The 24,170-nt window shown below is 33.2% G+C and carries 20 protein-coding genes and 1 pseudogene; 5 read left to right on the top strand and 16 right to left on the bottom strand.

The window, feature by feature from the left end; translation table 11 throughout:
- Window positions 1–165 precede the first annotated feature (165 nt).
- The 12 genes and pseudogenes from galU to JV528_RS06425 all read right to left on the bottom strand — a co-directional run bounded on the left by galU (window position 166) and on the right by JV528_RS06425 (window position 14,793).
- On the bottom strand, window positions 166–1,032 hold the full coding sequence (gene galU, locus JV528_RS06475; protein ID WP_000721337.1) for a UTP--glucose-1-phosphate uridylyltransferase GalU: 867 nt from the start codon (window positions 1,030–1,032) through the stop codon (window positions 166–168).
- Window positions 1,033–1,211: 179 nt separating this feature from the next.
- Entirely contained in the window at window positions 1,212–4,019 is a 2,808-nt protein-coding gene (locus JV528_RS06470) for a fibrinogen-binding adhesin SdrG C-terminal domain-containing protein (RefSeq protein ID WP_204254813.1), read from the bottom strand.
- Window positions 4,003–4,105, bottom strand: a pseudogene (locus tag JV528_RS06465) (hypothetical protein). Before JV528_RS06465 ends, JV528_RS06470 begins: the two are co-directional and overlap by 17 nt.
- Window positions 4,106–4,487: 382 nt before the next feature.
- Complete coding sequence (locus JV528_RS06460) at window positions 4,488–5,846, bottom strand: gluconate:H+ symporter (RefSeq protein WP_204177305.1); 1,359 nt, start codon at window positions 5,844–5,846, stop codon at window positions 4,488–4,490.
- A gap of 116 nt (window positions 5,847–5,962) precedes the next feature.
- Window positions 5,963–7,516, bottom strand: coding sequence for a gluconokinase (gene gntK, locus JV528_RS06455; RefSeq protein ID WP_000876643.1), 1,554 nt, complete (start codon window positions 7,514–7,516; stop codon window positions 5,963–5,965).
- Between the two features lie 23 nt (window positions 7,517–7,539).
- Window positions 7,540–8,220, bottom strand: coding sequence for a GntR family transcriptional regulator (locus tag JV528_RS06450; RefSeq protein ID WP_000990134.1), 681 nt, complete (start codon window positions 8,218–8,220; stop codon window positions 7,540–7,542).
- Window positions 8,221–8,373: 153 nt separating this feature from the next.
- Entirely contained in the window at window positions 8,374–9,138 is a 765-nt protein-coding gene (locus JV528_RS06445; RefSeq protein WP_000074014.1) for a MerR family transcriptional regulator, read from the bottom strand.
- A gap of 164 nt (window positions 9,139–9,302) precedes the next feature.
- Window positions 9,303–9,995, bottom strand: coding sequence for a GTP pyrophosphokinase (locus tag JV528_RS06440; protein ID WP_000289136.1), 693 nt, complete (start codon window positions 9,993–9,995; stop codon window positions 9,303–9,305).
- 248 nt (window positions 9,996–10,243) lie between these two features.
- On the bottom strand, window positions 10,244–10,642 hold the full coding sequence (locus JV528_RS06435; protein ID WP_204177357.1) for a DUF2188 domain-containing protein: 399 nt from the start codon (window positions 10,640–10,642) through the stop codon (window positions 10,244–10,246).
- A 138-nt stretch (window positions 10,643–10,780) separates the two neighbouring features.
- Complete coding sequence (locus JV528_RS06430) at window positions 10,781–12,604, bottom strand: FUSC family protein (RefSeq protein ID WP_000586381.1); 1,824 nt, start codon at window positions 12,602–12,604, stop codon at window positions 10,781–10,783.
- A gap of 511 nt (window positions 12,605–13,115) precedes the next feature.
- Window positions 13,116–13,319 (bottom strand): hypothetical protein, encoded by a 204-nt coding sequence (locus JV528_RS14650; RefSeq protein ID WP_078061125.1) that lies wholly within the window; start codon window positions 13,317–13,319, stop codon window positions 13,116–13,118.
- Window positions 13,320–13,515: 196 nt separating this feature from the next.
- Window positions 13,516–14,793 (bottom strand): pyruvate MFS transporter, encoded by a 1,278-nt coding sequence (locus tag JV528_RS06425; protein ID WP_000660709.1) that lies wholly within the window; start codon window positions 14,791–14,793, stop codon window positions 13,516–13,518.
- Window positions 14,794–15,339: 546 nt separating this feature from the next.
- Here JV528_RS06425 and uptA point away from each other — a divergent pair.
- A complete protein-coding gene (uptA, locus tag JV528_RS06420; RefSeq protein ID WP_000435044.1) occupies window positions 15,340–15,951 on the top strand; it encodes an undecaprenyl phosphate transporter UptA in 612 nt (203 codons plus the stop codon).
- Window positions 15,952–15,959: 8 nt separating this feature from the next.
- On the opposite strand, the gene JV528_RS06415 is transcribed toward uptA, so the two are convergent.
- The 3 genes from JV528_RS06415 to JV528_RS06405 are packed head-to-tail and all read right to left on the bottom strand — an operon-like array spanning window position 15,960 to window position 17,665.
- On the bottom strand, window positions 15,960–16,058 hold the full coding sequence (locus tag JV528_RS06415; protein WP_001791763.1) for a hypothetical protein: 99 nt from the start codon (window positions 16,056–16,058) through the stop codon (window positions 15,960–15,962).
- Window positions 16,048–17,211 (bottom strand): MFS transporter, encoded by a 1,164-nt coding sequence (locus JV528_RS06410; protein WP_000185196.1) that lies wholly within the window; start codon window positions 17,209–17,211, stop codon window positions 16,048–16,050. Before JV528_RS06410 ends, JV528_RS06415 begins: the two co-directional genes overlap by 11 nt.
- Window positions 17,204–17,665 carry a MarR family winged helix-turn-helix transcriptional regulator gene (locus JV528_RS06405; protein ID WP_014532703.1) on the bottom strand — a complete coding sequence of 154 codons (462 nt, stop codon included), beginning with the start codon at window positions 17,663–17,665 and terminating at the stop codon, window positions 17,204–17,206. The genes JV528_RS06410 and JV528_RS06405 overlap by 8 nt, the downstream gene beginning before the upstream one ends.
- A gap of 438 nt (window positions 17,666–18,103) precedes the next feature.
- On the opposite strand from JV528_RS06405, the gene JV528_RS06400 reads away from it, so the two are divergent.
- The 4 genes from JV528_RS06400 to JV528_RS06385 all read left to right on the top strand — a co-directional run bounded on the left by JV528_RS06400 (window position 18,104) and on the right by JV528_RS06385 (window position 23,461).
- A complete protein-coding gene (locus JV528_RS06400) occupies window positions 18,104–18,799 on the top strand; it encodes an ABC transporter ATP-binding protein (protein ID WP_000382907.1) in 696 nt (231 codons plus the stop codon).
- Between the two features lies 1 nt (window position 18,800).
- Window positions 18,801–19,571: an ABC transporter permease gene (locus JV528_RS06395; protein WP_000536966.1), complete on the top strand. Its 771-nt coding sequence runs from the start codon at window positions 18,801–18,803 to the stop codon at window positions 19,569–19,571.
- 504 nt (window positions 19,572–20,075) lie between these two features.
- The gene (locus JV528_RS06390) at window positions 20,076–22,040 is read left to right on the top strand and encodes a fructose-1,6-bisphosphatase (RefSeq protein ID WP_000192177.1); all 1,965 of its coding nucleotides are present in this window, start codon (window positions 20,076–20,078) and stop codon (window positions 22,038–22,040) included.
- A gap of 341 nt (window positions 22,041–22,381) precedes the next feature.
- Complete coding sequence (locus JV528_RS06385; RefSeq protein WP_014532704.1) at window positions 22,382–23,461, top strand: YkvI family membrane protein; 1,080 nt, start codon at window positions 22,382–22,384, stop codon at window positions 23,459–23,461.
- A gap of 104 nt (window positions 23,462–23,565) precedes the next feature.
- On the opposite strand, the gene mhqD is transcribed toward JV528_RS06385, so the two are convergent.
- The gene (gene mhqD / locus JV528_RS06380) at window positions 23,566–24,159 is read right to left on the bottom strand and encodes a methylhydroquinone degradation carboxylesterase MhqD (RefSeq protein WP_000400016.1); all 594 of its coding nucleotides are present in this window, start codon (window positions 24,157–24,159) and stop codon (window positions 23,566–23,568) included.
- Window positions 24,160–24,170: the final 11 nt, after the last annotated feature.

Genomic DNA, 24,170 nt, shown 5'->3' with positions numbered 1-24,170 from the left:
CTCATAAAAATAATTGAATGCATCCACCAGCCTTTTTAGTTAAGTAATTTATTGAAGACAAATCTCCATAACTTATTATCACAAAATATAAATTAAGCATGATGCTCATTCAATTTAGTTCACCATTTCGTGTTCCAATTTTATTGAGTATCATGCTTTTTAATGTTATAAACCTAATTCTTTAATAAATCGTGTTAATTCTTCTCGCATACTGTCATCTTTCAACGCATATTCTATCGTTGTTTTGACAAATCCTAATTTTTCTCCAACATCGTAACGTTCGCCTTCGAAGTCATATGCATACACTTGGTTATCGTTATTCATACGCTCAATCGCATCTGTTAACTGAATTTCGTTACCTGCGCCTTCTTTTTGCGTTTTTAAATAATCGAAAATTTCAGGCGTTAATACATATCGCCCCATAATAGCTAGGTTTGATGGTGCCGTACCTTGTGCTGGCTTTTCAACAAACTTTTTCACTTCATACTGACGTCCATTTTTAGTTAATGGATCAATAATTCCATAACGATGAGTATCTGCTTCCGGAACTTCTTGGACACCTATAACTGAGTGCCCCGTTTCTTCATAAACGTCAATCAACTGTTTCACTGCTGGCACTTCAGATTCAACAATATCGTCACCTAATAATACCGCAAATGGTTCATTGCCGATAAATTGACGCGCAGAACTAATCGCATGCCCTAAACCTTTTTGTTCTTTCTGCCTTACATAAAAAATATTCGCAAGTTCCGTTGAATACTGAACTTTTTCTAGTAATTCAGATTTACCTTTTTCTTTTAACACCATTTCTAATTCTTTTTGACTATCAAAATGATCTTCAATCGCGCGTTTATGGCGACCTGTCACTATAATAATATCTTCAATTCCAGCTCTTGCAGCTTCTTCAACGATATATTGTATTGTGGGTTTATCTAAGATAGGAAGCATTTCCTTTGGCATCGCTTTAGTTGCTGGTAAAAATCTAGTCCCTAAACCAGCAGCGGGAATGATTGCCTTTTTTATTTTTTTCAAAGTTAATGTGCTCCTTTTCCTAAGTATTAAATCTATGTATCAACGTCATTTTAACACTAATTAGAACGCCTTCATAGTGTCATTGAGTATGTAATTATTTCTTGGGAAATTTGATTTAATATAAAAAAACAGGCTTACTTCATATAATTTATGAAATAAACCTGTCAATTTTTGTTTAATTATGCTTTGTCATTCTTTTTATTTCTGCGTAATAATGCTAAACCTAGAATGCTGAATAATCCGCCGAACAACATACCTTTGTTTGTTGATTCTTCTCCACCTGTTTCAGGTAGTTCAGATTTCTTAGATTGTTTTTGTTTAGTTGGTGCCACTGCTTTAACCTTTTCATTGATTTCAATAACAGGTGTTACTACCTTACCTTGTTCCACTGGCTTAGAAGGTTTTTTAGGTTCTTCTTTTGCGGGTGGTACTGGTTTACCAGGTTCAGTTGGTACTTCTGGTGTCGGTGGTGTTGGTGGCGTTGTATCTTCTTCAATCGTTTGTTGACCTTCGTTTTGACCGCTTACTTTTGGAAGTGTATCTTCTTCAAAATCAACACTGTTGTGTCCACCGAATTGATAATTAGGTTTATCTTTATTTGTATCTTCCTCAATAATTTCATTATGTTTATTGAATCCATGAATTTGTGGCACACTGTCGAAGTCGATATCAATGATGTTACCACCTTGTTCATACTTAGGTTTGTCTTTCTCTGTATCTTCTTCGAATGACTGGTTACCGCTATTTTGGCCACCTTCGTAACCTAATTCACTCTTAATATCAACGTGGCTATTTTCTTCGATTTCTTCAATCACGCCATAATTACCGTGACCATTTTCAGTTCCTAAACCAGAATGAGAAATATGATGGTTATTTTCAGTAATCTCTTCGATTGGACCTTGAGCTTGACCATGTTCTTCAGGTAATTCATCCACTAGTTCGATAAGATTACTTTCAGTTGTATATTCTTTCGTATCTTCAATTGTTGTATGGTCGCTCACTGCGCCAGTTACAATACCTTTTGTAGACTCTTCGTCAAATTCAACTAAGTTAGACTCAGTAGTAACCTGTCCACCACCTGGGTTTGTATCCTCTTCATATTCAACAACATCAGCATGATGTTTTGAATTTTCATGTGTCGATTCTTCAAAGTCAATTGGATTTGATTCCTCAGAGGACTCAGTGTATCCTCCAACGTGACCCGCTTCGCTATCCACAGCAGTATGGTAATCGATATCAATAGCTGATGAATCCGTTTCTTCTATTGTTTCAATGTATCCATCAACATAACCACCTTCACCATCTATAGCTGTGTGGTAATCAATGTCAAGAGTTGATGAATCATATTCTTCTTCAACAGTAGTAACTAAATTCTTATCATATTGACCTGTAATAACTCCAGTTCCATATTCTTCATCAAATGTCATATTATTCGATTCTGTTATTGTTCCATTCGTTCCATCACCTTTTGCTTTGTTACTATATAAAACTAATCCATTATCCCATGTTAGTTGGTATCCCAAATGAGTATAGTAGTACTTATACTGCTGTTCTGGATATCCAAACATATGCGTTCTAAAATTCACTTGATCTGAACCACTTAAGTATTCACCATCATAGTGTATAACATAACTTTTTTCTAATTTCTCAATGTCTAATTTATAACTCCCATTATTTTCTACTTTTAATTTATCTTTCATTTCCTGAGTTACATCTTTAAACATTGTAGAGTCTGATATGTTTGCATATACACTTTCTGGCAATTCTTTAGCATCCTTTAAGACTTCATATACTTTTACAGTAGGAGCATTTCCATTTGCTTTGCTACCTTGAGTTAATGTACCAGTAATTGAAACGCTATCTGATTTATGCCCATTTTGTGGCTTTATGTAAGCCACATGAGTGAATCTATTATTTCCTTTATCGAAAGTTTCAATAGAACCATTTACATTAGCATAGCTATTACTTACTCCTGGATTATATTCTATTGGCAATGTGTTTTTTGTTTCCTTATCATTCAACGTTGAAGTTATTGTTTGTTGTCCATTGCTTTGTACAGTTTTAGGGTCAATAAATAAATTGATTTCTAAATCAGCAGTCACATTTACTTTATAATCAATATAATCTGTAAATGTATACCTAATTTTCCCATTTCCAAGAAGTTGACCTGTCGCCATTACGACTGAACCATTTTTGATTTCTGGTACTTTTCTAGCTGTTGAAACTCCATAAGTATTTACATTATTAGACAAGGTGAAATCAAAATAATCCCCTTTGTGTAAACCCTTTTCGAATTTCAATTTGTATTTCAATACGACACGTTGACCAGCATGCGGCTCTACTTTATTTCCTTGAGGTGCCTCAATAGAACCACTCTCTACTGTAACTTTACTCGTCACATCTGTGCCTTTAACTTCTGTAACGTCACTAGCGTCCTTAGCTTCAACTACGTCTGCTGATCTTGTCACACGTGGTTTACTTTCTGATACCGTTCTTGGCTGTGCCACTTCTACTTGTGTTTCTGCCACTTGATTTTGTGTAACCTTTTTAGGTGTTAAATCTACTTGTCTTTGATCTCCGCTATTGTCTTGAGATTGTGTCGTTTCCTTAACTTGAGGTTTCGCTTCTTCCTTAACTACCTCTTCTTTAACTGTTTCTACATTTGCTGGTTGTGCAGTTTGTGGTGCTTGTACTGCTTTTGGTGCTTCTTCAGTTGTTACTTGTGTTGCGTTTGACGGTTGTTCTGTTGCTGTTGCGCTGTATGATTGTGTTTCATCTATAGTATTAACGTTAGTTGTAGTTGTTTGTGTTTCGCTTACTTTATTATCAGTAGCTGAATTCCCATTTTCTTCTACTGTAGTTGTCTTTTGTTCTGATGCTGCAGCTTCTTTATCTTGTCCCATCCCAACAACGATCATTGTTCCTAAGAATACTGATGCTGCTCCCAATTTATGTTTTCTAATGCCGTACCTAAGATTGTTTTTCACTATAATATCTCCCTTTAAATGCAAAATTCATTAATTTTTTTAAACTTAATAAATGCAAGTCTATATTGTTCGGTTTTTAAAAGCAATACAAAAAAGCGAGTTAATGAAAAGTTAAGATTGTCATTAATTTTATGTTAATTGATAATTTTATTATTTGAAATATACCTATAAATTGTATTCAAGTCATCAGAAACCCTTGTCACACAAGGCTTGTATTTTTTATACTTATTTTTTAAATTAAATTCATCATTATCTAATTTAAAACAATATACTAAACGTTTCATAATTATCGCCTGTACAATACGCACAAAAACATGTCTTGAAACGCCTTTCATTACACTAAAATAACCAATATACTTTTTATATCGTTCGGATTCTAAGTGTTTCAGACGATTTTCTGCATAAAAACAAACGTGTTTCGAGGCAATATATTGTAATTACCTAAAAACACGTTTACTTAATATTTAGTTAAACAAATAAGCTGATGAATAAAATGAAGATGATACCTGAAACGGAAATAATCGTTTCTAATAATGACCATGTTAGGAATGTTTCTTTTACAGTTAAACCAAAATATTCTTTAAACATCCAAAATCCTGCGTCATTTACATGAGACAAAATCACACTACCTGCACCTATCGCAAGTACAACTAATGCAACATTTACATCTGATGATTGTAATAATGGTAAGACAATACCTGTAGTTGAAATCGCAGCTACTGTAGCCGAACCTAATGCGATACGTAGCACAGCTGCAACAATCCATGCTAGTAAAATCGGAGACATCTCTGTACCTTCAAACATTTTAGCAATTGTATTTCCGACACCACCGTCAATTAATACTTGTTTAAATGTACCGCCACCGCCAATAATCAATAACATCATTCCGATTGGATAAATCGCATTCGTCACTGATTCCATAATATGATTCATCTTACGTTTTCTCATTAATCCCATCGTAACGATTGCAAATAATACTGCTATTAGCATGGCTGTCCCTGCTGTTCCAATCATATAAATGATAGATTCAAATAGATTTGTAGGTTTGTCGTGCCCGGTTACAAGTTGCGTTATCGTAGACACTAACATTAATATGACTGGTAATGTTGCTGTTAATAAACTCATACCAAATCCTGGCATCTCTTGATCCGTAAATTCTTTTTGTGCACCTAACGCTGAAATATCGCCTTCTCGTGTATACGCAGACGGAATCATTTTTTGTGCAACTTTGTTAAATATAGGTCCTGCAATGAGTGTAACTGGAATGGCAATAATCATACCGTATAGTAATACATCTCCTACATTCGCCTTCAATTCTTTTGCGATGACTACCGGTCCTGGATGTGGTGGTAAAAAGCCATGTGTCACTGATAAAGCTGTTACCATAGGTAGCCCTAGTTTTAACACTGAAACATTTGCGCGTTTTGCCACTGTAAATACTAATGGAATCAGTAAGACTAAACCTACTTCAAAGAACAATGCAATCCCGACGATAAATGCTGCAACAAGCATTGCCCATTGTACATGTTTTTGACCAAATTTTTGAATCAACGTGTCTGCAATTCGAGTTGCACCACCACCATCAGCAAGTAATTTCCCAAGTATGGCACCTAAACCGAATATCAGTGCAATGTGGCCGAGCGTACTGTCCATTCCTTTCTCAATCGTCTCCATAATTTTAGTCAATGGTATACCTAGCATTAACGCTGTAATCATCGATGTGATAATTAATGAAATAAATGTATTTAATTTAAACCCAATAATTAATACTAATAAAATAGCGATACCTAAAACAACACTGATTAACGGCCATATTTCGTTAAACATGACATTCCCCTCTTTCTCTTTTCAATAGAATGTAACACCGTCGTCGCGCACGTATTCCACATAATATATAGTAGTCATGGCACAACAACTTTATCTAAGATGCTTGAGTGACGTATTTATTGTGTTTTATTTTCAGCCATATGTTGGCGTTGAAAATCTGCAATTTGTTCATAATTCTCTGTTAAAGAACGACTTAAATTGATAAAAATGGATACGAGCTCTTGGTAAACAACGACATTTTCTTCAATCGGCGTATGATTGTTTGTGGCACCGACCATCGAAGAAACGATTGAAAAATCTTCAATGTCACCTACAGCTTTAAGTCCGAGTACGCAGGCACCTAAGCATGAACTTTCATAACTTTCAGGAACCACTAACTCTGTGTCAAATATATCTGACATCATTTGACGCCATAATTCACTTTTCGCAAAACCACCTGTTGCTTTTATCATCTTAGGTGTTTCATTCATTACTTCAATAAGCGCAAGATAGACGGTATACAAATTGTAAAGAACACCTTCTAATGCGGCGCGAATCATATGTTCTTTTTTATGAGATAAAGTTAAACCGAAGAATGAACCTCTTGCATTTGCGTTCCAAAGCGGTGCACGTTCTCCTGCTAAATATGGATGAAATATTAAACCATCTGCACCTGGTTTAACACGCTTTGCAATTTGAGTTAAAACATCATAAGGATCAACACCGAGACGTTTCGCAGTCTCGACTTCGCTTGCTAACAACTCATCGCGCAACCATCTCAATACGACACCACCATTATTTACAGGGCCTCCAATGACGTAGTGGTCCTCTGTTAAGACATAACAAAATATTCTACCTTTGTAATCAGTACGTGGTTTATCTATCACAGTACGAATCGCCCCAGATGTACCGATTGTGACAGCAACTTCTCCTTTACCAACACTATTGACACCCAAATTAGAAAGGACCCCATCACTCGCACCAATAACAAACGGTGTATCTTCATTAAGCCCCATTAATGTTGCATAACGTTCTTTCATACCTTTCATCACATACGTTGTTGGCACTAATTCCGGCAACATTTCCTCGGAAATACCAAGCAATTCTAATGCCCCAACATCCCAATCTAATGTTTCTAAATTAAACATCCCTGTCGCGGAAGCCATTGAATAATCAATGATATATCTATCAAACAAATGATAGAAAATGTATGTTTTAATATCTGCAAACTTAGCAGTACGTTGAAATACATCTTGCCATTCATGTTTCATCCAAAAAATCTTCGCTAATGGCGACATAGGATGTATAGGCGTACCTGTTCGCTGATAAATCGCATTGCCATCATGCACTTCATTTATTACTGTTGCATATTTTGCAGCGCGGTTATCTGCCCAAGTAATATTATTTGTTAATCTTTGATGTTGCTGATCCATCGCAATCAAGCTATGCATTTGCGCACTAAATGACACAAATTTAATATCATCTTGATTAACTTTCGATTCCCTCATTATGTATTTAATTGTCATTAATACCGCATCAAATAATTCATCTGGGTTTTCTTCTGAGACATCAACGTTTGGTGTGTGTAAATCATAGCCGATTTGATGTTTCATGATGAAAGTTCCATTTTCATCATATAAGACTGACTTGGTACTCGTCGTTCCAATGTCGACACCAATCATATATTTCATGACAAATCCTTCTTTCTTTCATTTTAATTCAACCAAAATCCTTCAATATCTTTACCAACATCGTCGAAATTTAAATGAAACGCTTCTTTCAAAATTTGACTGTCGTATTGTTCCACTGCATCAATAAACACTTGATGATTATGATGTATGCGTTCAAAATCTTGCGGGTTTTGTTGCATACGTTGTCGCATGGATGTTAAAACGAGTGCCATCATTACTGGTTTTAAATGACTCCAAAATGAGTTTAAATATTGATGATTAGATGCTTTGATTAATGTTTCATGAAATTCAAAGTCATGCTTCGTAAATGATTCTGCATCCTCAAATTTTACTGCCACTTTCATCATTTCAAGTTGTTTCTTCATTTCTTTTACGATAGGTAGTCGCTCTCGATTTTTAACTCTTGAAAATGCAAATGACTCTAGCATCAGTCGCAAATCGTACATTTCTTTCTTTTCTTGTTCCCCAAACGGCAACACATGTGCACCCATTCTTTCTAATTGGATGAGTTGATTTTGTTGTAATAATTTAAATGCATCTCGAATTGGCGAACGACTCACATTAAATTGCTTTGCCATTTGATTTTCAGTGAGTAACGTACCTTCAGCTATGTGACCATTCACAATGCCTAAGCGTAATTCTGCTGCGATACCTTCTCCAGTTGTCATACCTTCCAACCATTTCTCTGGATATCCATACATCATCAAAGTCACTCCTTCATTACACGACATACTTGTATACAAGTATGTTAATATAGTTCTCAAATGTTTGCAAGCGCTTTCTTTACGCGTACTAAAATAGTGACCACCCCTTTTCGATGTAAATTTAAAGGGAATGGTCACTATCACACGAATGACTTAGTTGTTATGTTGTATGTGGGATATTTCTAATTGTTCTGTACTTATATGCGCTTTAGGTACTTCAATGCAATAATGCGTTTCATGACAGTTTGGACATTCGAATCGACGTGTTGTCGCTGTATGTTTCGCTTTGATAACTGCCCACAAAGACGGTGAGAATATATGCTGGCAGTTAGGGCATAAATAGGCAACTTTGCGTTGATAGTAGATAGTCATACCAATGCCATAACCGATCATAAATGGTAAAGCAATTAAGAACGGCCATTTGTTTTTCATCAAGATTGCACTCATAATGCTAGAATATTGAATTATTCCTATAATACCAGCACTAATCCAAATGTTACGACGAATACTTTTCATTTCAGCTGATTTACTCATGACATGCTCTATGTCTTTTAAGTGTGTGATTGGAGACGTCGACGTTTCATTTACGTAATATTGAACATTTTTAATTTTGTTTAATACCGCTTGTTGCTGTTTGACTTGTTGGTTAATTTCTTGTTGTTTCATAGTTAGTAAAGTATTGAGCGTCTTCAAAGTACCTTCACCTTTTAGCAACATATCTATATCGCTTAACGCACAACCTAAATCTTTAAGCAATAAGATTAACTCTAATGTTTGTCGCTGTTGTTCTGTATACACACGACGCTTTCCTTCTGTAAATCCTTGTGGTTTCAAAATACCTTTGCGATCATAATATTGAATCGTTCGTGTTGTCACATTGCATAATTTTGCGAGTTCTCCAGTCGAATAGTTAGACATAGATTCCACCTCCTACAATCACCATAGTTGATGACCCGACGTCACGAGCAAGTACAATTTCCATATTTTTAAGGAATTTATTATACTAGGCGTCTTATTTTTGTGATTTCGTACCATATTGATTCACAAACTCACTCAAACTAATCAACACTCCCACTAAACGTCTACTCTGTTATTTCAGAATGAATTTGTTGTAATTTATCTTCAACTTCAGTAATCTCTGTCGCACATTCTTTCAATAAATCTCGATACTTTTCTGTCTCTGCATTGTTTTTATAACGTATTTTATGTTCTAAACTTGCCCACATATCCATACCTATCGTTCTAATTTGAATTTCAACAGGCAATACCTCAACGCGTTCTGCTAAAAAGACTGGAATGGATACAACGATATGTAAACTGCGGTAACCATTTTCTTTAGGGTGCTGAATATAATCTTTACGTTTTATCAATTGTACGTCTTCTTGTTTAAGCAACATCTCTTCAATCAAATAAATATCATCTAAGTAATTACATACTACGCGAATTCCGGCAATATCCAGTATGTGTTCTTTGGCAGTTTCTGCGCTAATCTGTAATCCTTTACGATTAAGCTTTTCTATTAAACTACGCATTTCTTTCACACGTCGCTCCATATGATGTATAGGATTATGTTTATAAATGTGATTGAAATTGTCATCTAAAATACTCAGTTTAGTGCTTATTTCCTTTAGTGCTGATGAATAAATATGATCTAACTCTACGAAACCTAATAACGTATCAAATGCTTCATCACCATTTTCAAATTTACTTAAACTATTTTTAAAATCATGTCGCAAATCCTCTAAATATAGTGATGGTTTTCGATCTACATACATTTTTATACTTACCTCCGATATATAATCATCTTTATTGTACCTAACATTTTATTAAGATAATACTAATACACTATCGAACTTTGGGCTGATACTGAAACAGCACAAAGAAACTCAAACAATTCGAATTATGTATCAAAACCTTCAATTATAGGAAGTAATTTTAAAATGATTTAACGCAAAAAAACACCTGTTACCGTTATATAGGTACAAGTGCTTAATTGATAGAGATGTTATACGTCTTTAAATGATTACACAACTTTTGGATGTGGACCATCCATAAGCGGTTCTCTTTGTCGAACGCCACCACTTTGGTTGCCAATTGATTCGCTATCAAAGTACGATTTATCTTGATTTGATTGTTCTTGAATATGTTCTTCATTATCAGTTGTTGCATATTCACTATCCACCTCTGTTTTTTCCATTGTTGCTGTATGGAATTGTACGAAGTTCTCTTCTTCTAATGCTTTGATTTCTTCTTTCGATAACGCTCGATACCAATCTTTCGCTTTTTTCGCCGCAATAGGAACAACATCTTTTTCAAGATATCCTTCTTTTAACATTGCATTCGCAATTTCTATCGCTTTTTGCCGTTTAATTACTTCAAATTCTTTCCATTTTTCGGGGTAACCTTTCATTGTAAAGGGCATTTCCTTAACCTCCAATATGTTATAATTCATGTTATATACCACCATAATTATAAAATGAAACATATTAAACACAATTTTTTAGACTCCCGTCATATTAACTTCAGACAAACGTTAGTCTGACCTGATAAATATTTTATTTTAAACGTTCTTGTCTCTCTCACGAAAACCATTGTGTTGAATATTCATCATTGCTGATTGAATATAATTATACTGTGGTAAATCTGGTAATATCTTTATTTCTAATTCTGTATTTAATTCTAAATGCTTAGCGATGTTTTCAAATGTTGCTAAATACTCGCCCATTAATTGTTCATTTATTGTAAGTCTATCTTCATTAGCCATGGCTCTATTTAACATAAAGCTAATTTCTTCTAATGCGAATAAGCTAGGATAATAATTTTGAATCAATGTCTTATCACTAAATAATTCACCATTAGCTGCATTATAAACTTGCGTCATGTTATTTAATTTCACAGATAGGTTCATGGCCGTGTTTTTCTGATACACATCATCTTTATATTGGTTTTCAGAAAATAAATAATGGAAGAGCGTTGCTTCTTTACGAACAACTTCAGCCATCACATTTGGGAGTAATGCGGATGCGGTACGTTGTCCAAGGACAAATAAACCTATGATTGCAATCACAATACCCATTGCAACGTCAATAACTCTTGGAAACGCAATGTTAATTGTTAAATTCTGTGATGCTAATCCATTCATTAAAATAACTTGTATTGTAATAAAAACTACTGCAATTGTATAATTTGCTCCCACCAACGCTTCAGTAAATAATGCTGCAATACCCATTAAAATGACTGCTACAGGTGTTGGTATCGAAAACAACAATATAACAGAAAGTACTAGCACACCTAAAATGGTGCCTAATCCACGTGCCATACCTCTCTCGATTGCATGTATAGTTGATGTTCCTAATAATACTGTATGTGCAGATAACGGTATCCAGTATGCTTTTTCAAAATCAAACATTAACGCAATAAATATCGCAATCATCATAATCGCTGTATATCTCAATGTATTTCTAAAAACAATAGAGTCTAATGTTAAATTTTGATAAATGCGTTTACTATATAAAGGTTTTCGCATGTCTGCTTCATACGCAATACGCGCTTCATTTGCATGCACCATTTCATCAATTTTCAATATATGGTTGAATAAATTTTGAAATTCCTCTGTTACTGTCACTTCTTTTCGCCAATATCTTACATTTTCATCACTATTATCTAGTTGTGCAATGATATGATCCATCATTTCAATTAACTCATCTGGCAATGGTCTAATTTGTTTAGCGTTCAACTCTAACAGTTCAGAATAAATCCCTTGGGCAGATGTGTGTAATAATAATAATTTTTGGAAACGTCTACTTAATTTATCGTTACTTGAAGTAGAAGTGATTAATAATTTATCAGATGCTTTAAAACTATCCACCGCTGTTTTTGCTACTTTTAAAAAGGCAGATTTATCATTATAAGTGTGTAACAACTTAGATATGAGTTTAAAATCATTTTGAATTGCTTGTTCTTCAGCTTTGTTTTTAGAAAATACGATTGTGATTAACACCATCATAGTGGCAAGTATACCGCCTACTAAAATCGCAAAGCCTCTATATAATGCTTCTTCAGGTGCTATAGGTAAGTTAATAGGTAGACTGAATGTCACAATGAAGAATGTCGATGACGGTCCAGCTATTTTTAAGGCAGTAAATATATAAAATGGTATAACCGTAACAATTAATAATGTCATTCCAAAAACGAGTGGCGTTTTGGCTGTTAGCGTACCAAGCATCATACATATTGCAAACGCTAAATTACAAATTATTACAGTTCGCAGCTTAGATCGCGACGGACCTTTAAAAACATAAATATGGGCTAGTGTTCCAGTTGCAACTAATAATCCAAATTGGAAATTACCACATAAGTAACCGATTATTGCAGGAATAATCATTAACAGTCCCTGTCTTACACCTTTATAAAAGTCTAAGTTAAGTCGATTGATTTTTATGAGTGATGTCAAAAAGATGTCATTTCGACTTCTCCTTTCCTTGTCAAAATATTTCCATAATCTTTTTATTAGCATAGTTAAAATGAATTTGTTGCTATAAATTTCAATTACGCAACATATGTCATTATAACACCTTATGCTCAATTATCTAAATTTAAAAACTTTTAAAGTCCAATTAAAATTATTTTCTAATGTTATTTAACATCGTTGAACCTTTGGTCGCCCACCTTTGCGCTAGTTAAAATTTATTTGTGACATGTTGAGATTATTTTAGTGAATTATACATTTAGGGTTAGAAATACATTCACATAGACTTAGTGTCTATTTACTTCATATTATTCCTAGGGTTCAAGATCCAAACTATAGTGAATTTAAGAAAGTTTATAAAACATATTTGCCTCATAAGCTTGAATAGTTCCTATATTCGTTATTTAAAATGACATTCGATGTCAGTTCATTTCTTAAAATATCGAAAGATGATTACGTATAATATATATAGTGACGTATTTACAAATAATGGCAGTAAGCAGTACAAAATGATTACACAAAAATTTCCTTCTACTCGATAAATTAAGAAGTATAAAATAATTAAAAAAATACTTATAATTAGACCTATAAGAGGCAAACTTCTAATATATTTCTCTAAGTTTCCCTTCATATTTATAACCTCCTAAAATTTATATGTACTTTTACAAGCGTTACCTGACTAAGGTTTTAAAACTTTATTTCTTCTACATATATCATTTTAATAACTTCCCATTCATCTTAAACCATATCGGTTTTAAAATTTTTCAATTTTAACGTAAAAAAAAGCAATAAGCCTCAACAATGTGAAAGCTTACTGCTTGTTTAAATTATTTTTCTATTGCTTTATCATCACTAACAATTAAAGGTTGATCTGGTTTCACATAGAACCACATAATCACAGCGATTACTGCTGGAACGATTAACAATTGGAATGTCATTGTCCAACCTAAATGTTCTACGAATAGACCTGCTAATAGCGGACTGATTAATGCACCTATATTACCCCATAAGTTCATCCATCCTGATACTGTACCAGAGAAGTTACGTCCTAAGTCAGTTGCTGCTGCCCAACTCATACCCATTGAAATACCGATACCACCAAGACCTAGTGATAACCAGAAAATACTTACATATAAATTTCCTGTACGTACAGCAAAGATAATTGAAACTGCAAATACAATAAATCCTGCGATTGCAATTACACCTCTAGCTACGAATTTTGAACGACCTAATCCTAATACACGGTCAGAAATTGCACCTGCTGATAAGATTAAGAAGAACATTAATAACCAAGGTAATGAACTAATACTCATTTCTTTAAAGTTAACGTGGAATACTTCTGTTAAATACGTCGGTAACCAAATTAAGAATAATGTAATGATAAATTGTACAACAAAGTATTGAATTGCAATTGCATAGAAGCTAAAACGTTTAAAGAAATCATTCCATGGTGGTGATGACTTTTCAGTAGCTACGATATCACGGTTTTCCATAATGAAACGTTTCTCCGCTTCATTAACCATTCTATGTTGCTCAGGTAAGTCTTTAGCAATAATCGCCCATAATACAGCCATTAAAATACCTACTGCACCAAAAATGTAAAATACTGCTTGCCAGTTAAATGCGTTAACAATAGCAATTGTAACTATTGGTGCTAATACAGGTCCGAAATATGATCCTGCTAATAATGCACTTGATGCTCTACCTTTTTCATTTTTAGAGAACCAAAATGAGTTAAACACAGCATTAGAAGGGTACATTGGCGCCTCACCCACACCAAATAAGAATCTCACTAAATAAATTAAACCGTGGTTCTTAATCATACCCGTTAAGATTGTAAATGCACTCCACCAAACTAATGCAATTGTAATCATCTTACGTGGACCGAATTTTTCAGCCAACATCCCCGATGGTACTTGCATTAATGCATAACCTAGAGAGAAGAATGATGCCAATAAACCAAATTGTGGTTTTGTCATCCCTAAATCATCCATCATTTGCTTAGCGATATATGAAATGTTTGCTCTATCCATATACGCAATAACCCCAATAAAGAAGAACGCAAGCGCGAACATCCACCTTACGTTAGTTCGTTTTTCCTTCATAACTATTCCTACTTCCCTAATTAATTTTTTAAAACTTACCCTGAAACGTTAAAATTTTCGAACATCTGGCATGTCCACCCCTACTTTGTCACAAAATTGTACCAAAGTTATTTTTTATAATATTATCAGACATGGAAAGCGTTTACAATAGAATCTATAAAAATTTTATTAAATTCTGCTTAACTTTTGCTATTAAAACGATATAAAGGAACTTTTAGTTACATAGTAGCCTATCATTTGTTAATTAAAAATACTGCAATTCTAGTGTTTTAAAACGTATATTGCAGGCTTTCTTACATATTCGACATTCATTTTAAATTGCATAAAACTACATTGCTCATTCATTGTGCAGCGCCTGTTATTTAGATGATAATTTGTTGGCTTTTCGTACTTATAGCAAGCAATTTTTTGTTTTATTGCTTATAATACATTTTAAGACAAATGCTTGTTTCAACATCGCATACGACATCATTCATTATTCATTTGAATTTATCCAGTTTCTATTTGTCTGCAATTGCTGAAAATTAAAGGAGCTTATTTTTAATAATGGAACAAATTATCACTGAATTTATTAGTCGTTTTGGGTATGCAGCCATTTTTATATTAATTTTATTAGAAAATGTTTTACCTATCGTACCATCGGAAATTATTCTGACATTTGCTGGTCTTATGTCTGTTAAATCACATTTATCAATTTTAACCTTATTTATTATTGCAACCATTGCATCGTTTATAGGGCTGTTAATTTTATATTATATCTGTCGTTTGATTTCAGAAGAACGTCTATATCGCTTTATTGATCGACACGGAAAGTGGATTAAATTGAAAAGTAAGGATTTAAAGCGAGCAAATGATTGGTTTAAAAAGTATGGCGTATGGGCTGTATTTATCTGTCGTTTCATACCTGTATTACGTGTATTGATTACCATTCCAGCCGGTGTAAACCGCATGAATGTTGTGACATTTACCGTTATTTCATTAATAGGTACAACAATTTGGAACTTCGGTTTAATTTTACTAGGACGCACGTTGAGCGATAGCTTTGGTATGTTGATGACTGGTCTTCATACATATTCACGTATTATGTATGTTGTCATCATTATCGCAGTCATTTACTTTGCTATACGTTACATTGGCAAACGTAAGAGAGTAAAATAATATTGTTGTTAGCATAAAGGCATGAATTTTAAATTTCTATAAACAAAAAGCAGTGAATCATTCCATCTATTGAAATGATTCACTGCTTTTTTAAGTTTATTTGGCATACTTTAGCTGAAAGTCACCTATCTTTATATAAAGAAATATTATTATTAACATGATAGTTATAGTTGTGAAGTAAAAGGCTACCAACGGCTGAGAAATGATACCAATTAATAATGCACCGACAGTCATTCCAATATATCTCACAAAGTTAAATACACCTAACACTTTTCCTTTTATACGTTCAAATCTTTTAGAAATTATAGTAGAAAGCAAAGCTGGCACAATACCAACACAAGTACCTAATATAAATATAATTACTGATAAAATAATTACATTTGATTCGTTTAACCAACCAAACAATAACGTAAATATAGCAAATCCAGTTATAGTAACACGAAGTATCATTATTTCATTATATTTTTTTGACAATCGCTTATAAAATAAACTTCCTAATATAACACTAACAGTAATAGGTAAAAACAAAACTCCTGATATTCCAACGCCTATATCATAGGTATTATTTAATAATGTCGGTAAATAAACTAATATTGAAAAGTACGTCAAAAATATTAAAAATCCCAATGTAACTAAAGTAATAAACACTTTATCGGTCAAATATTTTTCTTCAATTTTTTCAGTTAATTTTACAATCCCTTTTTCAACATTTGGAATATCAATAAAAAAGATAATCAGAAATAATACGATAGATATAACAAGCAAAAAACTAAAAATACCAATATAATCCCATCTTGCACCTAAAGTACTCCCTAGGATTGGTGCCAAAGCTGGCGCACATGATAAAAATATTTGATAGTTCGCCATAGCTTGAGCTCTACCATTATCTGTACTTAGTTTGGCTAATAAAGTTAAAGTCACGAGAGGAATAATTCCGCAACCAATTGCTTGAAATAACCTTGATATAGCAAATAATATAAAGTTATGTGTCACTGCACAAATAAAGCTAGATATGATTACTATTCCTAATCCCGTTAAAAGTACTTTTTTAGAATCACGAGAATCTATACTTCTACCAAGTACAATTTGCATAACTGCAACGATAAATATAAAACCGCCAACTGTCGCATTTATCCAAAATAGTGGTACTTGAAAATCGTCATATAGTCTCGGAATAATAGGTGTGTATATGTTTTGAATCAATGATGCGAAAAATGCTAAAAATCCTAGAATATATAATCTGATATTACTATTAGTCATTTAAACCATCTTCTTCTTTTTTTAATTCTTCTATACTACGGTTTAAAAACTCTACAATAACTGCCATTTCATCATTATCAAAGACTTTAAGTACTTCTTCATATTTTTTTACCGCTTTTTCATGTAATTCATCATGTATATAAGATAATTTTTTTCCTTTTTGTGTTAATGAATAATTAACTTCTCTTTTGTTAAATTCATTGTGCGATTCAACTACTAAGTCTTTCGCTAAAAGTTTTTTTATCGATTTAGTAATTGCTGGTTTTGATACATTTAACATTTCAGACAAAAATTTATTATTCACTTTATCATTATTATCAATCAACTCTATGATATGAAATTGTGTTAGAGATAAATCCAGTTCCTCATTTTCCTTTTTATACTGTCTTCTTTTATCGGCATTTTCTCTTTCTATAATAAATTGTTGTAACTTTAAAATAACTTCTCTCTTCATATCCACTATTATTCCTCCTCTTCGTTAGTTAACCGGTTAACTATATTATTGTTGCCACTCCCATTTTTGTCAAATATTGTTGTAATTAACATATATTTACTTAGTTATGCACCATTTATTCCGTAAACCCATCTCACAAATCCATCTATAATACAAACTATCATTTTAATAAGCAGAATTTTCCCTGTCTTCCACACAAACTGTTTTCGTCACTGTAATATGCCTTCTATTCAAAAAAGTCACTCATAACAAATTGCGCATTTTAATAAATGTAGCAATGCCATTTGCATGCTGCAAAAATACTCGTATTCATATTTATGTTTTATACTATTAAAGTTTTTTAAATCCATATTTTTATAACACTTGCTATGTGATAAAATTAATTTTATATATAAAATCTTAAGATTCAGATTATTTAATAGCAAAGGAGATAGTGATATGGATGTTTTAACAATAGAACATTTAACAAAGAAGATAGGCAACAAAACGATTCTCGAAGATGTATCATTTAAGCTGAAACGCGGACAAATAGTTGGTCTCGTTGGAGCGAATGGTGCAGGTAAAACAACTTTAATGAAAGTTATATTAGGTTACTCTAGTTTCCAAAGCGGGAATTTTAATGTTATTAACAGCAAGGACAGCAAAAGCAATATCGGTGCGTTGATTGAAAATCCAGGAATATATCCTTTTATGTCTGGATATGAAAACTTGAAGTTATTGAACGAATCAAAAAACACTCAAGATATCGATAAAATTGTCTCACAACTTCATATGAATGAATACATTCATAAAAAAGCTAAAACGTATTCTCTTGGTATGAAACAAAAATTAGGAATTGCTATAGCATTTTTAAATGACCCTCAATTTATTATCTTAGATGAACCAATGAACGGCTTAGATCCAAAAGCTGTGCGAGATGTACGTGAATTGATTGTCCAAAAAGCGCAAGAAGGTGTCACTTTCTTAATTTCGAGTCATATTTTAAGTGAATTAGTTAAAATCACAAACTCTATCCTTATTATTAACAAAGGTAAAATTGTTACAGAAACATCGGAAGAAGAACTTAAACAATTTAAAGATAATGATTTAGAAAATGTATTACTAGACATCATAGAAAAGGAGGATCAAGCATAAAATGGGAACTTTAATTAAACAAGAATGTTTCAAATTATTTAAAAAGAAATCAACTTTTATCGCACCTATTGTCTTTATTCTACTAATGGTTGCTCAAGGTTATATTGCTACAAAATACAATAAAATTTTTACGCCACAGGAATCTTTCACATCTGCTTATAATGGTTTTTCATGGTTTGCATTTTTATTAATTATTCAAGCAAGTACAATCATTTCAATGGAATTTCATTACGGTACGATTAAAAATTTACTCTATCGTGAATATTCAAGAACAACTATGATTGTTAGCAAAATCATCACATTATTTATTATTTCTTTAATTTATTTTGTTATTACAATTATTGCTTCAATTGTTATTGGGTCTTTATTCTTTAATGATTTAAATATATTTGAAAGTAGCGGTAATCAATTATCTTTATTGAATCAATTATTATTAGTTAGTTTAGGTACATTTGTTGGCGTTTGGTTAGTTTTAAGCTTAACGTTGCTATTATCATCTGCAACTAATTCAACGGGTGTAGCCATTGCTGTAGGTATTGTTTTTTATTTTGCAAGTTCTATTTTAGCAGTTATTCAAACGGCACTTTTAGAAAAAATAGACTGGCTAAAGTGGAATCCTATTAATATGATGAATATTATGCTTCAAACAGTTGAAAAAGGCTTTAGTAAGTCGACGAAATTAGAACTTCATGAATTGTTTATTGGTAATATTGCTTATATTTCTATTTTCTTAATACTTGTAGTATTTATTTTCAAGAAGAAAAATATTTAGTAACTTAAAGTATTAGATGTCTAAATACACACATATTCCATCGTAATTCAAAATCATTTTCAAATCCCTTCACCCAAATAATGGTGCGGGGATTTTTGATATGTCAGCATACCACTCATTCTATCTTTTATATATTCCAAAATACCCCCACTTGTAATGTACAAAATATGCTCACTTAAACGATAATCGTATCTCTGCCAAGCTATTTCAACTCTGCTTTAATATAAAAATTATTCTCCCGGATGGGATGCTTATATCTCTATCATGATATTTCAACGCCGCTTCAACAACTTTATCACTTCATATTTATGCGGGTACACATCAACGCTACTAATATGAATGATACAACCATAGATTCTCAACACTAAAATTCATAATATGTTTACTCTATTTTTATCAATTCAAGCATACTTATTGAAAAATGTTAACGTTTTCTTGATAATCATTGTAAGCGTATTAATTTTACAAACCAATGATTGAAATATACTACAGGAGTGACACACAATGACGCAAATTACTGAAAGAGAATTAAAAAAGAAATATTTGGATTTATTATCTCAACATTTCGATACTCCAGAAAAGCTTGCGACTGAAATTATTAATTTAGAATCTATTTTAGAATTGCCTAAAGGTACGGAGCATTTCGTCAGCGATTTACATGGTGAATATGAAGCTTTCCAACACGTATTACGCAACGGTTCTGGGAACGTGCGAGCGAAAATTAATGATATTTTCAAAGACAAGTTATCAACGAAAGAACTTAACGATTTGACTGCTCTTGTTTACTATCCAGAAGACAAATTGCAGCTTATTAAATGCGATTTTCAAAATTATGGACAATTAAATGTTTGGTATATTACGACGATTGAACACCTCATTCAGCTAATTAAATATTGTTCTTCAAAATATACGCGTTCAAAACTTCGACGTGCCTTGCCGGAGCAATACGTTTTCATCGTAGAAGAGTTATTATATAAGAACAACGAATTCAAAAATAAAAAATCTTACTACGAAACACTTGTAAATCAAGTGATTGAGCTTAAGCAAGCGGATGATTTAATTATAGGGCTTGCGTATTCTGTACAACGCTTAGTCGTCGATCATTTACACGTTGTCGGTGATATTTATGATCGTGGCCCGCAACCAGATAAAATCATGGACACGCTGATTAATTATCATTCTCTGGATATTCAATGGGGTAATCATGATGTGCTATGGGTTGGTGCTTATGCAGGGTCTAAAGTATGTTTAGCTAATTTACTACGTATTTGTGCACGTTATGACAATCTAGATATCGTTGAAGATGCTTACGGTATTAATTTAAGACCTTTGCTAACATTAGCCGAAAAATACTATGATGCAGATAATCCTGCTTTTAAACCTAAAAAAAGACCTGACAAACATGAACGTTTAACACAACGCGAAGAAAGTCAGATTACTAAAATTCATCAAGCTATTGCGATGATTCAATTCAAACTGGAAATACCGGTTATTAAGCGCCGTCCAAACTTTGAAATGGACGAACGACTTGTACTTGAAAAAGTTAATTATGATACTAATGAAATAACAGTATACGGAAAAACATATCCATTAAAAGATACATGCTTCCAAACTGTTAACCGTGATAACCCAGCAGAATTACTACCTGAAGAAGAAGAAGTCATGAATAAACTATTATTGTCATTCCAGCAATCTGAAAAATTACGTCGTCATATGTCTTTCTTGATGCGTAAAGGCTCACTTTACTTACCTTGTAATGGCAATTTACTCATTCATGGTTGTATTCCAGTTGATGAAAATGGTGAGATGGAATCATTCGAAATTGATGGTCAGACATACAGTGGCCAAGAGTTATTAGATGTGTTTGAATATCATGTACGTAAATCATTTGATGAAAAAGAAAATACTGATGACTTATCCACTGATTTAGTTTGGTATTTATGGACTGGGAAATATTCTTCACTATTTGGTAAACGTGCGATGACTACGTTTGAACGATACTTTATTGCAGATAAAGCTTCTCATAAAGAAGAAAAGAATCCGTACTATCATCTTCGTGAAGATGTGAATATGGTTCGTAAAATGCTCAGCGATTTCGGATTAAATCCAGATGAAGGACGCATTATTAATGGTCACACACCAGTGAAAGAAATTAATGGGGAAGATCCTATCAAGGCTGATGGAAAGATGCTTGTCATTGATGGCGGCTTTTCAAAAGCTTATCAGTCAACAACTGGCATTGCAGGCTATACATTGTTGTATAATTCATTCGGAATGCAACTCGTTGCACATCAACAATTTAACGCAAAAGAAAAAATTCTTTCCGAAGGTATCGACGAACTGTCAATTAAACGGATTGTTGATAAAGAATTACAACGTAAAAAAATCCGCAATACAAATAAAGGTAAAGAGCTTCAGGCTCAAATAGATATTTTGAAAATGTTAATGCATGATCGTTACTTAGACTAAAGACGACATTTGATGCACGTGTCGTGCACTTATTTAGAGGTGCTGTGTTTACGCATTGGCTACGCAAATGAGATGGTAAATAGGCGACCTAGCTACACCAAAAAATCCCCTCACTATTACGAGTAGTGAGGGGATTGGTGTATCTATGCTAGTTCCTGTTAACTGTATTATAACAACTTTACAGTAAAAAAGTGCAAAATTAACTAATAAATTAATAAAATGACCGACGCCCTTGCTTCTACTCCAATTTAACAAAATACTATATTAGTACTATATTTTTCATTCACATGTATGTTACATTTTCTATATTACTTAAAATTACGAAGGGACATTTTTAAATCATGCGCATCTTAAAAGAGTCCATTATTGTGGCATTTGCCTTTGTTGGTGTTGTCGTTGGTGCCGGCTTTGCTACTGGTCAAGAAATTTTCCAGTTTTTCACAAGTCATGGCGCGTATAGCATTTCAGGCATTATTGTGACAGGACTATTGATTACTTTAGGTGGAATGATTGTCATGCATACAGGTCATCATCTAAAGTCTAGAAATCATTCTGATTCAATTAACTATTTCTTATATCCCTCTATTGCAAGAGGTTTTGATATTATTTTGACAATGTTTATGTTGTCTTTAGCTATTATTATGACTGCAGGTGGCGCGTCAACCATTCATCAAAGTTTCAACTTACCGTATTGGCTGAGCGCACTCATATTAGTCGTGCTTATTTTAGCAACACTGTTTCTAAAATTCGATCGTTTAATTGCTGTGCTTGGCGGTGTTACCCCATTTTTAATTGCGATTGTCATTATGATTGCGGTCTACTATTTCACAACGAGTCATCTTGATTTTACTGCCGCTAATAATGATGCTCAGATTCATAAGCAGAAATCATTATCACCTGGATGGTGGTTTGATGCGATTAACTATGCAAGCTTGCAAATTGCTGCTGCCTTCAGCTTCTTATCAGTGATGGGTAGTAAAGTTAAGTATCGTGACTCAACGTTATACGGGGGCTTAATTGGCGGTTTAATCATTACATTTTTACTCATGATGATTAACCTAGGCTTAATTTCTCAATTCGATAAAATTAAACACGTCGATTTACCTACATTAAAATTAGCGACACAAATGTCTCCGTCAATTGGTATTATTATGTCTGTCATTATGATACTTGTCATCTACAATACTGTTGTTGGATTAATGTATGCATTTGCGTCACGTTTCAGCGTTCCATTTAGCAGACGTTACTTCATTATTATTATTACAATGGCTGTCATCACTTATATTAGTACATTTATCGGTTTCATTTCATTAATTGGAAAAGTATTCCCTATTATGGGATTGTTCGGTTTCATCTTACTCATACCTGTACTCTATAAAGGTTTAATTAAGCGTATTACCGGCAAATCTCATATCGATTAAAATATCTTTACTATTGTAAAATTTAGTACAACACTTCAAAATCAAAAAAGCGGGCAGATGAAAAGTAAAAATCTTTTCCATCTGTCCGCTTCTTAATAGAACTGTTATTTCCCAAGTATTTGTTGACCAGCCGTTAATCCAGTTTCTGTAATTTCATGACCATTCACCCAAACTTCTTCGACTTGTGCCCCACGTGTCTTAAACAAGTTAATGACTTGTTCACTTGCAGCTAATGGCACAATTGGATCATGTTTCCCCATAGAAAGCAACACACTGACATCTGATAAATTCTTTGTTGACGTTACTTCAATTGGATATAACGGTGCATATAACAATGCTTTTTTAAATGGTGCTTCTGAACGCAACATTAAGTTAATCGCTATATTTGATCCATTTGAAAATCCAACAAGCACAGCCTTTTCAATATCAAAATCATAACGTTCAGCAGCTTCTTTAATGAACGTTAGCAATTCTTGTCCACGAAATGCCAAATCTTCTTCATCATAAACACCTTCACCAAGACGTTTGAAATAACGGTTCATCCCATTTTCTGAAACTTGTCCTCTAATACTTAACAAGTGATAATTTTCATTCAATGCTTCGCCTAATGGTAATAAATCGAACTCATCACCACCTGTACCATGCAATAATATTAGCGTCGGCGCACCTTTTTGTCCTTCTCTAAAAATATGTTCCATCACAAATCCCT

The organism is Staphylococcus sp. GDB20D11A, assembly GCF_016893255.1.
GTDB lineage: Bacteria > Bacillota > Bacilli > Staphylococcales > Staphylococcaceae > Staphylococcus > Staphylococcus aureus.
The sequence above is the reverse complement of the archived record's forward strand: the minus strand, read 5'-3'. Positions and strand labels throughout refer to the sequence as shown.

What these genes read in the sequence shown, in the direction of transcription:
- JV528_RS06460 (WP_204177305.1), bottom strand. Translation starts at nt 5,846, where the DNA reads ATGTTTAACGAAATATGGCCGTTAATCAGTGTTGTTTTAGGTATCGCT.
- gntK (WP_000876643.1), bottom strand. Translation starts at nt 7,516, where the DNA reads ATGAAATATATGATTGGTGTCGACATTGGAACGACGAGTACCAAGTCA.
- JV528_RS06450 (WP_000990134.1), bottom strand. Translation starts at nt 8,220, where the DNA reads ATGATGTATGGATATCCAGAGAAATGGTTGGAAGGTATGACAACTGGA.
- JV528_RS06445 (WP_000074014.1), bottom strand. Translation starts at nt 9,138, where the DNA reads ATGTCTAACTATTCGACTGGAGAACTCGCAAAATTATGCAATGTGACA.
- JV528_RS06440 (WP_000289136.1), bottom strand. Translation starts at nt 9,995, where the DNA reads ATGTATGTAGATCGAAAACCATCACTATATTTAGAGGATTTGCGACAT.
- JV528_RS06435 (WP_204177357.1), bottom strand. Translation starts at nt 10,642, where the DNA reads ATGCCCTTTACAATGAAAGGTTACCCCGAAAAATGGAAAGAATTTGAA.
- JV528_RS06430 (WP_000586381.1), bottom strand. Translation starts at nt 12,604, where the DNA reads ATGATTATTCCTGCAATAATCGGTTACTTATGTGGTAATTTCCAATTT.
- JV528_RS14650 (WP_078061125.1), bottom strand. Translation starts at nt 13,319, where the DNA reads ATGAAGGGAAACTTAGAGAAATATATTAGAAGTTTGCCTCTTATAGGT.
- JV528_RS06425 (WP_000660709.1), bottom strand. Translation starts at nt 14,793, where the DNA reads ATGAAGGAAAAACGAACTAACGTAAGGTGGATGTTCGCGCTTGCGTTC.
- uptA (WP_000435044.1), top strand. Translation starts at nt 15,340, where the DNA reads ATGGAACAAATTATCACTGAATTTATTAGTCGTTTTGGGTATGCAGCC.
- JV528_RS06415 (WP_001791763.1), bottom strand. Translation starts at nt 16,058, where the DNA reads ATGCCAAATAAACTTAAAAAAGCAGTGAATCATTTCAATAGATGGAAT.
- JV528_RS06410 (WP_000185196.1), bottom strand. Translation starts at nt 17,211, where the DNA reads ATGACTAATAGTAATATCAGATTATATATTCTAGGATTTTTAGCATTT.
- JV528_RS06405 (WP_014532703.1), bottom strand. Translation starts at nt 17,665, where the DNA reads ATGAAGAGAGAAGTTATTTTAAAGTTACAACAATTTATTATAGAAAGA.
- JV528_RS06400 (WP_000382907.1), top strand. Translation starts at nt 18,104, where the DNA reads ATGGATGTTTTAACAATAGAACATTTAACAAAGAAGATAGGCAACAAA.
- JV528_RS06395 (WP_000536966.1), top strand. Translation starts at nt 18,801, where the DNA reads ATGGGAACTTTAATTAAACAAGAATGTTTCAAATTATTTAAAAAGAAA.
- JV528_RS06390 (WP_000192177.1), top strand. Translation starts at nt 20,076, where the DNA reads ATGACGCAAATTACTGAAAGAGAATTAAAAAAGAAATATTTGGATTTA.
- JV528_RS06385 (WP_014532704.1), top strand. Translation starts at nt 22,382, where the DNA reads ATGCGCATCTTAAAAGAGTCCATTATTGTGGCATTTGCCTTTGTTGGT.
- mhqD (WP_000400016.1), bottom strand. Translation starts at nt 24,159, where the DNA reads ATGGAACATATTTTTAGAGAAGGACAAAAAGGTGCGCCGACGCTAATA.